This window comes from Nostoc sp. (assembly GCF_036917315.1).
Lineage (GTDB): Bacteria > Cyanobacteriota > Cyanobacteriia > Cyanobacteriales > Nostocaceae > Nostoc.
The window spans coordinates 115,904-129,767 of record NZ_JBALDR010000013.1 but is presented as its reverse complement, the minus strand read 5'-3'; the positions used below and the strand labels follow the sequence as shown (position 1 = coordinate 129,767).

Annotated in this window: 12 protein-coding genes; 5 read left to right on the top strand and 7 right to left on the bottom strand. The window is 40.2% G+C overall.

Going from position 1 to position 13,864, the window contains the following annotated elements:
* The first annotated feature begins 221 nt into the window (after nucleotides 1-221).
* Nucleotides 222-752 (top strand): orange carotenoid protein N-terminal domain-containing protein, encoded by a 531-nt coding sequence (locus V7K84_RS06860; RefSeq protein WP_334837063.1) that lies wholly within the window; start codon nucleotides 222-224, stop codon nucleotides 750-752.
* Nucleotides 753-817: 65 nt separating this feature from the next.
* Here V7K84_RS06860 and V7K84_RS06855 read toward each other — a convergent pair whose 3' ends face one another.
* From V7K84_RS06855 to V7K84_RS06840, 4 genes are all read right to left on the bottom strand, one after another.
* Nucleotides 818-1,582: an ABC transporter ATP-binding protein gene (locus V7K84_RS06855; protein ID WP_334837062.1), complete on the bottom strand. Its 765-nt coding sequence runs from the start codon at nucleotides 1,580-1,582 to the stop codon at nucleotides 818-820.
* 57 nt (nucleotides 1,583-1,639) lie between these two features.
* Entirely contained in the window at nucleotides 1,640-2,662 is a 1,023-nt protein-coding gene (locus V7K84_RS06850) for a zinc-dependent alcohol dehydrogenase (protein WP_334837421.1), read from the bottom strand.
* A gap of 219 nt (nucleotides 2,663-2,881) precedes the next feature.
* Nucleotides 2,882-3,082, bottom strand: a complete 201-nt coding sequence (locus V7K84_RS06845) for a hypothetical protein (protein ID WP_334837061.1) — start codon at nucleotides 3,080-3,082, stop codon at nucleotides 2,882-2,884.
* 56 nt (nucleotides 3,083-3,138) lie between these two features.
* Nucleotides 3,139-4,209 (bottom strand): glycosyltransferase family 4 protein, encoded by a 1,071-nt coding sequence (locus V7K84_RS06840; protein ID WP_334837060.1) that lies wholly within the window; start codon nucleotides 4,207-4,209, stop codon nucleotides 3,139-3,141.
* Nucleotides 4,210-4,666: 457 nt separating this feature from the next.
* On the opposite strand from V7K84_RS06840, the gene xth reads away from it, so the two are divergent.
* On the top strand, nucleotides 4,667-5,449 hold the full coding sequence (gene xth / locus V7K84_RS06835) for an exodeoxyribonuclease III (protein ID WP_334837059.1): 783 nt from the start codon (nucleotides 4,667-4,669) through the stop codon (nucleotides 5,447-5,449).
* A 246-nt stretch (nucleotides 5,450-5,695) separates the two neighbouring features.
* Here xth and V7K84_RS06830 read toward each other — a convergent pair whose 3' ends face one another.
* The 3 genes from V7K84_RS06830 to V7K84_RS06820 all read right to left on the bottom strand — a co-directional run bounded on the left by V7K84_RS06830 (nucleotide 5,696) and on the right by V7K84_RS06820 (nucleotide 9,442).
* Nucleotides 5,696-6,784: a T3SS effector HopA1 family protein gene (locus V7K84_RS06830; protein ID WP_334837058.1), complete on the bottom strand. Its 1,089-nt coding sequence runs from the start codon at nucleotides 6,782-6,784 to the stop codon at nucleotides 5,696-5,698.
* A 100-nt stretch (nucleotides 6,785-6,884) separates the two neighbouring features.
* Nucleotides 6,885-8,126: a phosphotransferase family protein gene (locus V7K84_RS06825; RefSeq protein ID WP_334837057.1), complete on the bottom strand. Its 1,242-nt coding sequence runs from the start codon at nucleotides 8,124-8,126 to the stop codon at nucleotides 6,885-6,887.
* 995 nt (nucleotides 8,127-9,121) lie between these two features.
* Complete coding sequence (locus V7K84_RS06820) at nucleotides 9,122-9,442, bottom strand: TMEM14 family protein (protein WP_334818207.1); 321 nt, start codon at nucleotides 9,440-9,442, stop codon at nucleotides 9,122-9,124.
* Nucleotides 9,443-9,550: 108 nt separating this feature from the next.
* On the opposite strand from V7K84_RS06820, the gene V7K84_RS06815 reads away from it, so the two are divergent.
* The 3 genes from V7K84_RS06815 to V7K84_RS06805 all read left to right on the top strand — a co-directional run bounded on the left by V7K84_RS06815 (nucleotide 9,551) and on the right by V7K84_RS06805 (nucleotide 13,863).
* Nucleotides 9,551-10,879 (top strand): ATP-binding protein, encoded by a 1,329-nt coding sequence (locus V7K84_RS06815; RefSeq protein WP_442940929.1) that lies wholly within the window; start codon nucleotides 9,551-9,553, stop codon nucleotides 10,877-10,879.
* A gap of 223 nt (nucleotides 10,880-11,102) precedes the next feature.
* Nucleotides 11,103-12,440 (top strand): tellurite resistance TerB C-terminal domain-containing protein, encoded by a 1,338-nt coding sequence (locus tag V7K84_RS06810; protein WP_334837056.1) that lies wholly within the window; start codon nucleotides 11,103-11,105, stop codon nucleotides 12,438-12,440.
* Nucleotides 12,441-12,534: 94 nt separating this feature from the next.
* Nucleotides 12,535-13,863, top strand: a complete 1,329-nt coding sequence (locus tag V7K84_RS06805; protein WP_334837055.1) for an ATP-binding protein — start codon at nucleotides 12,535-12,537, stop codon at nucleotides 13,861-13,863.
* The last annotated feature ends 1 nt before the right edge of the window (nucleotide 13,864 follow it).

The window sequence follows — 13,864 nt, the reverse complement described above, 5'->3', positions numbered from 1 at the left end:
TTAAAACCTTTAGGTAAATTTTTTATTGTTTACTTGAGCAATCATAGCAAAGCAATTGGTTACTTTCTTGCTTCCTATAGAGAGACTTTTACCTCTATTAAAAGGTAGATTAAAGCTGCAAATTTACATAAATTTAACTCTTTCTATCGATAGTAGAATCTGATTGCCGAACTCTGGTAACAATTAGTTTGGCCTATTAAATTATTTTGGGACAAATAATAATGACTGCAAGTTACGATAAAACTATTTCTCAAGCCCAGAGCAATGAAACTCAAGAATTGGTGGATCGGTTTAACGCCTTAGATACCGATGCCAAATTAGCTTGGTTCTATTTTGTTTATAAAAAAATGGGTGATTCGATCACGCCAGCTGCGCCCGCTGCGGCTGAACCAGAGTTAGCACCACTTCTGCTCGGAGATTATTTTAAATTATCCGATGAGCAGCAACTAGATATTATGCGGGATATCGTTAACCGCAAAGACACAGAATATTCTCGTGCTTATGGGGCGATCAAAGAAAACAACCAGTTGTTAGTTTGGTATGCTTGGGCGGTAGCTATGGGGGATACAGTGGTTGGAATACCGTCTAGTTACCAGCCAAGTAAGGCAGTTAACGATCTGCTTTCCGAAATTGAAGGACTAGATTTTGAAGAGCAAATGTCAGTGTTTCGGACAATAGCTGGTGAAGTGGGTTACACCGATGTTAAACCAATCGAAACGCAAGCAGAAACTGGAAAAACGTCAAGTTTGTAATCAGCTTTGGCGATTAGAAGTCGCGACTACCCAAACTAAAGTCCGCAGAGGCGGACTTTAAGAACCTACGAGACAGCTAACTGACTCAAGTCGGCTGGGGTGAGGTTGGAGTGTACTACTTGACCATCACGGAACCAAACGATGCGCTGGGTTTGACGGGCGACTTCTGGTTCATGTGTTACCATGACAACTGTGATTCCACTGGCATTGAGTTCGCCAAAAATATCTAAGACTTCTTGGGTTGTGCGCGAATCAAGTGCGCCTGTAGGTTCGTCGGCGAGGAGTACCACGGGACGATTGACGATCGCCCGCGCGATCGCTACTCTTTGTTGTTGTCCACCAGATAGTTGAGTTGGTTTGTTGTTGAGGCGATTTGCTAAACCTACTCGCGTCAAGGCTTCTGTTGCGCGATCGCTTCTTTCTTTCGGACTCACACTAGCATAAACCATTGGCAACATCACATTTTCTAATGCTGTGAGTTGGGGTAATAAATGGAATTGTTGGAAGACAAAACCCAGCTTTTTATTACGGATATGTGCCAGAGATTTATCATCCATTTGCGCCACATCAATATTATCTAAGTAATAATGTCCGCCTGTGGGTCGGTCTAGACAGCCGATAATATTCATCGCTGTGGATTTACCTGAACCAGAAGGCCCCATAATTGAACAATATTCGCCCTCGTTGATAGTTAAATTAACATCGTTAAGTGCTTTGACTTCAGTTTCGCCACTGCCATATATTTTAAAGATATTTTCCAAACGAATAATTGTTGATTTAGGAACGGGATTAGGAACTAGAGAATCGGTAATTGAAATAGTGTTTGCCATAAGGATTTATTATTAGTTGGTAGAGATGCAATTATTATAAAAATTTTGTTAGGCTAACTAAGGAATCATGGCCACCTTAATTACTTTACGCGCCTTCATATCAGAAAACACCTGTTCTAAATCTTTTAATGGTCGTTGTTCGCTAATAAGTAACTCAAAGGGAATTTTGCGACTAGCTATGAGTGCAAGGGCCGATCGCACATACTCTGGTGTATTATGAAACACGCCTTTGATGGTAAGTTCGCTATAGTGTAGCTGTTCTGTATTCACAGTAATACTGGTATCCCGCGGACATCCACCAAATAAGTTGACTGTTGCACCAGGACGAGCGCAGGCGATCGCAGTTTCCCAAACACTTGGGACACCAGTAGCTTCAATTACTACATCTGCGCCCCATCCTTGGGTAAGTTCTTTCACCACACTGGTAATCTCTGGAATTTGATGATAATTAAAGGTCTGGGTTGCACCCAATTTCTGACCAATTTCTAGTCTGTGGTTATTACCTCCCCACAGCAAAACCTCAGCTTTCTCACTCAACGCCGCCACAAACATCAGCCCGATCGCCCCATCTCCCAAGACGACTACTTTATCTTTGGGCTTAATATTAGAACGCGCTACACCATGCAACACACAAGCTAAAGGTTCCGTCATCGCTGCCAATTCCCACGGCAACTCATCGGGAATCTGCAACAAATTATGTTCTACTATCGGTGCAGGAATTTTTAAGTATTGGGCAAAAGTCCCATTATTCCAGGTCAAATTTGGACATAAGGAATATTCTTGGCGTTGACAAAAAAAGCACTTCATGCATGGAGCAGAATTATTAGCGACGACGCGATCGCCTACTTGCCAATTTGTCACCCCAGCACCCAAGGCAACAATTCGTCCAGCCGCTTCGTGACCAAACAGGGTTGGCGGTATCAGCATTCTGGCATGACCACCACGCCGCCAGACTTTCAAATCTGTACCACAAGTTGTTGCTGTCCCCACTTGCATCACAACTTCGCCAGCCGCCGGAGTGGGGTCAGAAACTTCCTCTAGGCGTAAATCTTCTTGACCATGAAGTAACGCTGCTAGCAAAACTTTAAACCTATCAATTAGCTTCATCTGATTTTACCAGTTGAAGTTGGTTGATAGGTTTAAACAAATTAGCCTTGATTTATAGTAAGCTTTTATGAATACGAAAATGGCGAAAAACTAGTACAGCGCGGCGTAAATCAAGCTACCATTTGAAAACTTGCAAAAGCCTTGATATACAAAACTTTTGAATGCGTAACTTTTGACTTCCGCCTTGCGATACTAGGTATTCACCGCTGGCTGGGCGACCACTCCGGTGTTCCGGGTTTCCACATTAGGCAGGCGAGTAGTATTTAATAGCGGTACAGTTAACAGCGGTACTTCTTGTCGGCACGACAGGCAAAACCAATATAGTTCACCATGACGGGCATGACGTAGGAGGGAACCACCGCAGCATGGGCAAGTGTTGGCTCTCGTACTCATACCAATGTCCTCCTTAAAAAAATTGTTGTTTTAAACTAAGTCAAAAAAGCAGTTGATTAAAACTGAATGTTAGCTGCATGAATGCGGCCATTCGATTCTATGCGGTCTTTAATAATTTGTCTGTAAACAGCTTCATATCCGTTAACCATCTGGCTAACGCTAAAGTTGTTTTCTACGTGTTTTCGACAGGTTTGACGATTGAGTTCCAAAGCTGGTGGAATCATTGCCACCATTTCTGCATAGCTATTGCAGATAAAACCTGTTTTATCGTGGGCAATAACTTCAGGTACGGAGCCGAAATTCATGGCAATTACTGGCGTACCAGTTGCCATTGATTCAATCATTACTAAACCAAAAGGTTCTTGCCAGCTAATGGGGAAAAGAGTTATCGCAGCATTACCCAGAAGTTCAGTTTTTCGGGCGTGGTTAATTTCACCGAGATATTCAATTTGCTCACCATCTATGTAGGGAGCAATCTCTTGTTCAAAAAACTCTGAGTGTACTGCATCAACCTTTCCTGCCATCTTCAAGCGCCAACCACTTTGTTTAGCAATGGCGATCGCATGGTGCGGGCCTTTATCTGGCGAAAAACGGCCTAAAAATGCTAAATATGGAGGTTCTAAGGGTTGAGCTACAAATGGGTAATCTGCTAGCTCAATTCCGTTATAAACCGTGCCAACATAATTGAGATCGATTTGACGCTGGGAATTACTAATGCTGATGTATGGTTGCTTTTGGTAGTAGCTAAATGCGTGACGGTTGTCAGTTGTAAAATTATTGTGCAGGGTGTGGACTGTAGCAGTTGCTGTTATCAAACTCGCTAAAGGTAATGCCGAAATTCCTACATGAGAATGGATGATATCGAATTGGTCGGCACGCTGGTAAACTTGGCTTAGTTCTAGCATTTCGTACACTGCATACTCTTTCACATTTGGGTCTAAGCGTAATGCACGTGGATAAACTGCTTCTAAATGAGCCAAAGTTTGAGAATCACCAGAGGCAAATAAAGTTACCTCATGACCGCGACGAACAAGTTCATCAGTCAAGCGACTCACTACCAGTTCTATTCCTCCATAATTAGGAGGTGGAACCCTTTCCCATAAGGGGGCAACCTGAGCGATTTTCATAAGTTTTTCTGGTTCAGTCTATGAAATTGTCCTCAATAATGATCTAGTTCATTATTTTATGAGTAAAGAGCATTTGTACTTACTCTTTTGACATTTAAATTAACCTAACAGGCTATTAAAAGCGCAATAACGGTTAACCGTACCGCAAATTTTTTACCAACAAATCTAACTGACTATCGGCAAAAGTCAACTTTCAGCTACACTTCTAACCGTATCGCTAATCTATTAGTTGTTGCATCTGTCTTGGGGATCATAAAGAGGTAGAATGTTTTGTAGCAGAACTTACAAAATTGAATGTTTTGTAGCTGACAATACTAATATCTTCAATGGGATCAAGTCATTAAAGCTTCATTTAAAGGTAATTGGGAAATGGAAAAGAAATTATAAATATTAAGTAATTGTACAATAATTACATAATTTGTAATTAGTAATTTACAAAAATCCTGATAATTAACTAATGAAAATCGCTACTTGGAACGTCAACTCAATTCGCACTCGCCTTGAACAGGTTATCGATTGGTTAACCCTAAATCCCGTTGATGTTCTCTGCTTGCAAGAAACCAAAGTTGTGGATGTGGAATTTCCGCGATCGCCTTTTGAGGAGTTAGGGTATAACCTTTATATGTCAGGACAAAAATCTTATAATGGTGTAGCCCTGATTAGCCGCCAGCCACTCGTAAATGTCAGTAGCGGGTTTAGGGCGATTTTGCCAGATTTACATCACGAATGGGACGAGCAAAAGCGCGTGATTACTGGTGTAATTGAGGGTGTGCGGATTGTAAACTTATATGTTCCTAATGGCGCAGCGGTAGGAACTGAGAAATACGAATACAAACTGCGCTGGTTGACAGCGCTACACGAGTATTTGCGATTGCTGGTGTTGTCAGAATCCACAATTTGTGTGTGCGGCGACTTCAATATCGCCCTAGAAGATAAGGATATTCACGAGCAAGTGAGTACAGAAAATCACATTATGGCAACAGAAACAGAGCGTCAAGCCTTACGGGATATTCTGAAATTGGGATTTGCCGATGCTTTTCGCAAATTCACTACAGAGGGTGGAAATTATAGCTGGTGGGATTATCGCTCTGCCGCTTTTCGTCGTAACTTAGGTTGGCGAATTGACCACCACTATCTCACGCCCATCCTATATGAGCGTGCTACAAGTTGCATTATTGATGTCGCACCGAGAAAGTTAACTCAACCTAGCGACCATGTGCCGATAATTGTGGAATTTTGAATTGGGTATAGAGAGGAGGCAGAGGGGCAGAGGGGCAGAGGGGCAGAGGGGCAGAGGAGGAAAAGACCTTTTACCCCTGCCGTGAATCAGAGCGGAAAATGGGTCTGAGTACATCCACTTATATATAAGTTATAAGTAGTTCTCGTACCCTACGGGAAGCTAGCCCAACAGGTGGGGTTAATCCCTTTTCTGTTTTTATTTTCTCCCCCCTGCTCCCCTGCTCCCCTGCCTCTTTCACACTCTCCATCAATTTAACGGCTTATATATATCCTCAGAACTGGGATTAAGATAAGGACGCTGCAAATCAATTAGGTGTCGCGCAAAGTGTTGATCAATAACCCTCATCCGTTCCTCCATCGCATTTTTACCTTTTTGCCAAGCTTCTAACAAAGCATTTGCAACGATTTGGCAACGGTTCATCCCAAAACTTTCTTGTGCGGCAAATTTTTGGGTTGGTTCTTCGGCTAAACCTAACCCTGGAGCTAAAAATTTGGTAAACAAAGGAATTTCGGGCTGGAAATGGGATTGATTTTCGATATAAACAGTCTGAAGGATTGTGCGGATTGCTGGATAATCGGGGAGTTCAAAGTAGAGTAGCCCCGAATCATAGCGTCCGTATGCACTGGGGTTGTGGAGAACCTGAAAACTAAAGGGAATCGAGGCTGCATTTAGTTGCAGCGTCAAGCTTTCCATGAGAGCGATCGCACCAGATGCCGTAAAGTTAAAGTAGATTCGCCCTGCTCCTAAATCGGCGTCTGGGTTGCTTTGCCGTTCCTGCCCAACATTGCTAACTGCTAAGTAACAGCCATTTTGCAGTCTATTTTTGGGCATCCAGATTGCTACCATATCACCAACTTTGGTAGATTTCTTACTGGATTCTAAATGGCAATCTGGCTCAACATAAAGTGTTAAACCGCCTTTAGTCACAGCCATAGTCCCATCAGGTTCTTTCCGCAACACCTGCCATCGAGGGTCAAAGTAACCTATGCCGTGATTACTGGCGTGCAATTGTTCGTAAAAGTCCCAGTCAATCTCCAAAATAGAATTATCTGCTAAATTATGCTTTTGCGGGCAATTAGTATTATCAGTATTGACTGCCAAAGTACTTTGTAGGGAGCCATTATAATAGATTCCGTAGAGGAAATTTCGCAGCAGGAGAGTGAGATACTTCTGTTGTAAATCTACGGAATTTTGCTGAAATCTATCGGCTATTTTAGTTGGCAGAGCGAAGGGTTGATAATTGGGATGGTAAATACAAAAATTAGACTCAATCTGGATATTTTGAGCAATATCAAATAGGGAATTTAGCGATTGATTGATAGAGGAATTTAGCATTAATCCATTCAGAAATCAAACTTTAATAAAATAGAATTCAGGAGTCAGAATACAGAATACAAAATTGTATGTTCTTTTTGAACTTTTCTGCTACCTATTACTAACAACCACGTAGCCGAGTTTTCTCGTAATAAATCCGAAGTAACTGCTGCTCTTTCACAGGCTGAGGAAATTTATGAATCTTTGCCACAGGATTCAGGATTTCTGACTCTGACATCCCGAAAATGGTCAATACAGCTTGCTCTGGCATTACAAGTAAACTTTTAGCTACTTGCAGCATACAGAGTTCAACATTATTAAAGTGTTTCCGGCACGTAATCATCTCCTGAATTTGATGAATTAGTACCAGCCCCGCAAACTGGATAACGCGCGAAATAAAGTCACTGCGGTATTCCAAAATCATCGGGAAAGCATTTATATAAGCCCTAATTAAGGCAATAATTGAAGGTTGTAAAATCTCTAACGGTGTTAACGCCAAATGTAGAGATTCTTCTAACTCAATGGTGGGGTCTACTACCAGACTCTTAAGCCAAATTCCTAGATAGCTTGCCAGTAAAGTTCCTAAATCAAAGGCTGGGTCTCCCCAAGAACAAGCTTCCCAGTCAATTAGTCGTATAAGACAATTGTCTAGTTGCTCCCACCTGGAATGAACCAAAATGTTGTTCAATTTTAGGTCGTTGTGAGTTAAGCAGCAAGGATTCCAGCTATATGCCAAATCTGCGATCGCAGATTCCAAACTCTCGTATTGTTGATAAAGAACATAGAATTTTAGTGCATCCGTGGGAACAGTCCCAAAAATCTCTGGCCCAATCGACCCTACCCCTTGAGCTGGATTGTAAAACCCGTAGCGAAACTCTCCTTGGGGAGCAGTTGCCATAAAATCCTGATATTCTCGGCGGTTGTAGGTGGCGCGATGCAGTCCCGCCAAAGTTGTGCCGATGGCAGAGGCAATTTCTTGTGGAAAAATTTCATTGTTGTGGTACAATTTCGCAAGCTCTTGATATTCATTCAAGTAGCTACGGACAAGAATTGAATTTTCTTCGTCAAAATGCACTACCAATGGGGCAATTGCTGAAGTATTACCTAGAACTGGAAACTGTTGTAGCAATTGGTGAAACAGCCACTCCTGAAACAATTCATGAGGCGCGCCGTCATTGTTGTTAACGTTACGTTCTTGTTTTACGAGCAGTTGGCGATTATTTGCTAAAGTCACTAGTAAATTGAAATTGTTCTGACTACTTCCTGGCAACTCAGATTTGTCTGATGGGCCATCTTCTGAGCTACACAGACCCGCGTCTTGCAGATACTGGATAACGTTATGAGAAGACAGTGATAATACCATGTATTATTTCCTACTTCATTAAATTACTTAAACTTATCGTGTCAAATTTGCTTGGTCTTAAGAGTTTTTAGTAGATAGGAACTAATGCAAGAAGAGAGATGTGAATAACAATAAAGATTTCTACAATCTACTAATATCTCATATTTGGGAGAAAAACCTGCCAAAATGGCACCAAGTCCTTTGCAATTCCTTTAAAATTGGCTCCCAGATACCGTGACATCTTTACACTTGATCGGCATAGTTACTTAGATACATCTAGAGTAAGTTTTGTGGTAGAGCCTTTTTTTGTGGCAAAGAAGCATCCCCAGCAAAAAAACTGATTGGTAGCAGATGTTGTTTGATGTTCAGTAGTCATCCTCAAAGCAGCGAAGAATTTGAGTAATCCTTCGCGATCCGAAGCATGACATTCAACACTATTACTTTTATTTATCATCACAAAGCCAAAAAAACCGGAGTTTTTTAGCAATTAGTAATTATTTTTTGATTTAATTTTCAGAATTGATGTCTGGAAACCCTGTTGTCACGTTATTTTTGTCACCTACATATTGTAGATGACTATGGGCGATCGCAAACAAAGCCTACATGAGCACACCTTATGTAAGTGTACTTTTGTCAAGCTTGAAACAGGGTATTTTTCAAAGGCAAGGGTAATACCAATTCAAAATTTAAAATGACGCTCTCTACGAGACGCTGCGCGTAGCTTGCTTCTCTGTAAGAGTACGCGGCTCGCTCTAAGCAAAGCCATACCGTTGGCGTTCGCGTTAGCGTCTCTGAAAGAGAAGCCTCTCGAAGAGAAGGCTTTACGCTGCGCTAACAAAATTCAAAATTAAGAAAGTAAGACGTAGCATAGGTTTGGGCATTTGCATCTGTATCATATTTTTTGTGAAATGGTATAACAACCCACAGTAATATAAATGTACTAATATAATTCAAAGCAGAGAAAGTCATGCCATACCAAAAAAAACAGGAGGGTGGTTATTGCTGAGAGACTAATGCTACCTTAAAGCCACAAATTGATTCACCATTACCGCCAATGCCAGCATACCCAAAATCGTCATTAATCCCGCAGGCATAAACTTGCGTGTTTTTGCCAGTCTAAATGCAAAGAAAACTACTAAAACAGCAGTAACTAACACTGCTAAAATCGCACCCCAAGTTTGTCCTTGGAGTTGAAAGTAAGCGGCAAGTATTAGTAATAAACCGCTAATGCTACCACTTAGGAGTGAAACTCTACTTGTAGCTTGAATATAGCCAATAACGCCACCAACAATCGCTAATATGCCGTAGGCAAAAGCAGCAACTATACCTAAATTCATTGTTAAAACCTATGTAGACTTTGACTTTACTGCCAGGGTCAGCAGACAATTTACCATAGCTCTTTAGCTATACCACACAGTTGATTGATAAATAATCTAGCGATACCAATGGCAAGTACTTCCTTATATACAAAGGTTCAATATCTCCAGCGCCAAGCAGCCTCACTTTTACTGTACCAGTCTGTTCTCCAAGGCGAAGTCGGGATGGCGTTTCTGGAACTGTTGCAAGCTATACGTTACACTAACACCGATGCACGAGGTTGTCTCCAAGCCTACGGCAGTTACTTCCACGCTTTAGCTGCTAAAAATCAAAACTGGGAAGACTATTTAATTACTCAACTTCTCTTCTGTGAGAATCCCTTTACAAGGCTGGCGGGAGTGCGAGAATTTGAAGATTTGCCCTCAGCTTTAGTAACAGCAGTTCAGCATGATTTACAAATATTGCAAAGTCTCTATGAATGTAGCAGCGCTTCTTTGAGCGAGTGGGTACAAGACGTAGCTTATATGCCGATTTCACCAGTAGTGTGGTATAAAGAGCAAGAATTGCTAGGAGTAGAGACAAAATTCACTACATATCTACAAGAGTTAGATAATTGGGGTGATGCTGTAGAAGAGTTAGCAGCTTATTATCGGCAATGTGGCTCTGGTTTATTTGCAGAATATCGCGCTTTACGCTGGCAATCTGGGCAGTTTATCGGTATCCGGTATTCTGACCAAATTGAGCTGAGTGCCCTTGTCGGTTATGAATCTCAAAAAGATGCTTTGCTGAAAAATACAGAGTTTTTATTATCAGGAGAGATGGCACTGCATGTATTACTTTACGGTAGTCGCGGTTCTGGCAAATCTTCTTTAGTGAAATCTTTGTTGAACGAATATAGCAATCGCAGCCTCCGCTTATTAGAAGTGGCAAAATCTGATTTAAAAGACTTACCAGAAATCGTGGAACATTTACGAGGTGTGTCACAAAAATTTATTATCTTTGTCGATGACCTTTCATTTGAAGAAGATGATGATGCTTTTAAAGCTCTCAAGGTAGTTTTAGAAGGTAATTTAACCGCGCGGCCGCAAAATGTAGTTGTGTACGCTACTTCCAATCGCCGCCACCTGATTCGGGAGTTTTTTGTGGATAGACCTACCCCTAAGGATAACGAAGAAATCCATGCCTGGGATACGATGCAGGAGAAGCTTTCGTTTAGCGATCGCTTTGGTTTAACCTTAACTTTTGAACCAGCTAATCAGAAAACTTATTTAAAAATTGTACAACATCTAGTGGCACAAGCTGAAATTAATATTACCCAAGAAGATTTGGAATTTCAGGCATTACAATGGGCAACTCGTCATAATGGTCGTTCTGGACGTACAGCACGGCAGTTTGTTGATTTTTTAAAAGCAGATTTAACACTTTTTCATGCAAATAAAAATATATCCAACACTTAATATTAAAATTGTTTCATTAATGATTGCGCTTTTTTGTAACTTACAAAAAAATATTATGTACCATTAACTAAAATTAGAGATTTCATAACAATTCTGATACCAAATCTGGGAAAAATATCTTGAATAACCAAACAGAACAATGAATTACAAACCACTTGCATTAAGTATTTTATGTATATGTGTTGTTTAATTACGAATTACGAATTACGAATTATAAATTACTATGAGAGCTACTTATTCAGATAATTTTACTACGCTAAAAACCAGCAATATGCAATCAGTAACGATCGGCAATAGATTTATACTAGTGATAGTTGCCTTTAGTGTGAGTTTTGGTCTTAGCCTTGTCCCAAGCTGGGATTTTAATAAAGCCTTTCTCACAGGTGTAATTACTGCCGTTACTATCCATACAACAGCATTATTCATAGACAAGCGGCGCAGAAATTATGAAATGTATGTTTTAGGTTCTCTACGCAAGCGAATTAAAGATATGGAGGGATTAAAGGCTCGCGTTGTCAGAGAAATAAATCAAATTGAAGAACATCATAATTTATTATATGCTGAATCACAACAGCTGCAAAATCAAGTCATAGAAAGCCGTAGCCAAAGAGATAGTCTACATAGAGAATTAAGAACATTTGCCGGACAAAAGAAGCAATTAGAAACAGAAGTTAGTAGCCTGCAAACTGAAATTCATAATTTGCAGAATAATCAAAATGAATTGAACAATGCCTTTTCTATCCTCACAGCAGAGAAGCGCCGTTTAGAGTCCAATTGTAATGTATCTCGTGCTGAAATCACTCAATTGCAAAGTCAAATTTCCGAGCTACAACACGAAAAACAGGAAGTCGAAAGTAATTTAACTCTTTTAGGCAGACTCAAACCCCAATTAGAAGAAAAATTATACGAACTGAGAATTGCAATTCAAGAGCTAGAAGTTGAGACAACCCAAAATAATCAATTGCTTGTAGCAACGAAAACCGAAAGAGAAAATATCCAAGCTATTCTTGATTCTTCACAAACCCAACTAGCAGAACACAAAGCTGAATTACAGCAATTACAAGGACAAGTTTCATTATTGCAAGAAGAACGAGACTCATTACAAAATCAAGTATGGGAATTACTACAACAAGTAGAAACATTGAATCCAGAGCCTTTCTCTGATAATTCCCAAGATGATGATATTGAGTTATTTCCATTTTCGGAAATAATGGAATCTTCAGATGTAATTGAAAATTCAAAAGTTGAGACATCGGTAAATATCCCCGAAGAATGGACTAATTTTCTCGAAAATCTTCCAGGACATGAGTTACAAGTATTAAAAGCTATAGTTGAACAAGATAATCCCAATAGTGCTATTAAAAAAATTGCCGAAGCAAATATCACTATGCCAAATTTATTAATCGATTCTATAAATGAACGGGCAAATGATACTATTGGTGAATTAATAATTAATTCTGATTCCGAAAGTCCAAAAGTTTATCAGGAGCATATAACAGATGTCAAAAAAATGATTGCGATATATGAAGGTCTCATGGCCAGACATACTTCGTCAATTTAAATTGTTATTGCCGTCGTAAGATTTAGTAGTAAGATGATATCCCTTACCTACTTACTGCGTGCTTCTGCGTTTAGAATAAAGTGAAGTGTAATACATGGCAAAGCTCAAAATCTCGAAGAAAATATCCACTGCTTTAATCAATTCCCTTGGTGCGGGAGTAGTACCAAGAGTGGGAGTTGAATATATCGCAGTAGGTCGAGAAAAAGAACTCAAAAGCCTATTACAAAATCTCGATGATATTGCAGAAGGTGTCGCAGCATTCCGCTTCATAATTGGTAACTACGGTTCAGGGAAAAGTTTTTTATTACAACTAATTCGTAACCGGGCTATGGAGCAAGGTTTTGTAGTAGCTGATGCTGATTTATCCCCTGAACGGCGATTAGCTGGAAGCAACCATGAAGGTGTAGCTACCTATCGAGAATTAATGAGCCATCTAGCTACAAAAACTCGTCCTGATGGTGGTGCTTTAGTCTCAATTTTAGAAGGATGGATTAATAAAATTCAACAAGAAGTGGTTAAAGAAACTGAAATGCGTCCGAATGACGATGGTTTTGATGACCAAGTTGAATCGAAAATTAGGGAAGTAGTTCAGTATATTGAAGATTTAGTTCACGGTTTTGATTTTGGTAGCGTGATTATCGCTTATTGGCGTGGCTATAGATTGGATGATGATAATTTAAAAAATGCAGCAATGCGCTGGTTGCGGGGAGAATTTACTACTAAAGTTGAGGCGAAAGCAGCTTTAGGAGTGCGGGTAATTATTGATGATGATAGTTGGTATGACTATATAAAACTGTTTGCGAAATTTGTAGCCGAGATTGGTTATAAAGGACTGTTAATTTTAGTTGATGAAGCCGTACATTTATATCAAATATCTACCACTGTTACACGAGAAAAAAATTATAATCGACTCCTGGCAATGTTTAACGATACTATGCAGTGCAAAGCAGAACATCTTGGCATTGTTGTTGGTGGAACAACTAAATTTTTAGAAGACCCCAAACGGGGACTTTTTGCAGACCAAGCTTGGCAAAGACGTACAAAAGAAAGTCGTTTTGTTGCACAAGCTAATGTTCAGGAACATTTAGGGCCAGTGATTCGGCTAAATCCGTTGAGTGAAGCAGAAATTTTGACGCTTTTGCAACGTTTAGCTGAGATTCATGCACTAAATTTTGGGTATGAACAGATTTTGACAAATCGGGAGTTGAAGGAGTTTGTGCAAGAAATTATTAATCGCTTGGGTGCAGAAGCATTAATGACACCAGGGGAGATTGTGCGAGATTTTATGAGTGTGTTGAATATTCTTCATCAAAATCCAGGAATTGCGTTTGGTGAATTAATTCATTGCTCTAAATTTAAGCCTACTGCTATGGGTAAGGATGCAGATGTGGATGAGGATGGCGCAGCCGAATTTAGTTTGTAGT

Coding starts and splice junctions, on each gene's coding strand:
- V7K84_RS06860 (WP_334837063.1), top strand. CDS start 222: ATGACTGCAAGTTACGATAAAACTATTTCTCAAGCCCAGAGCAATGAA.
- V7K84_RS06855 (WP_334837062.1), bottom strand. CDS start 1,582: ATGGCAAACACTATTTCAATTACCGATTCTCTAGTTCCTAATCCCGTT.
- V7K84_RS06845 (WP_334837061.1), bottom strand. CDS start 3,082: ATGAGTACGAGAGCCAACACTTGCCCATGCTGCGGTGGTTCCCTCCTA.
- V7K84_RS06840 (WP_334837060.1), bottom strand. CDS start 4,209: ATGAAAATCGCTCAGGTTGCCCCCTTATGGGAAAGGGTTCCACCTCCT.
- xth (WP_334837059.1), top strand. CDS start 4,667: ATGAAAATCGCTACTTGGAACGTCAACTCAATTCGCACTCGCCTTGAA.
- V7K84_RS06830 (WP_334837058.1), bottom strand. CDS start 6,784: ATGCTAAATTCCTCTATCAATCAATCGCTAAATTCCCTATTTGATATT.
- V7K84_RS06825 (WP_334837057.1), bottom strand. CDS start 8,126: ATGGTATTATCACTGTCTTCTCATAACGTTATCCAGTATCTGCAAGAC.
- V7K84_RS06820 (WP_334818207.1), bottom strand. CDS start 9,442: ATGAATTTAGGTATAGTTGCTGCTTTTGCCTACGGCATATTAGCGATT.
- V7K84_RS06815 (WP_442940929.1), top strand. CDS start 9,551: ATGGCAAGTACTTCCTTATATACAAAGGTTCAATATCTCCAGCGCCAA.
- V7K84_RS06810 (WP_334837056.1), top strand. CDS start 11,103: ATGAGAGCTACTTATTCAGATAATTTTACTACGCTAAAAACCAGCAAT.
- V7K84_RS06805 (WP_334837055.1), top strand. CDS start 12,535: ATGGCAAAGCTCAAAATCTCGAAGAAAATATCCACTGCTTTAATCAAT.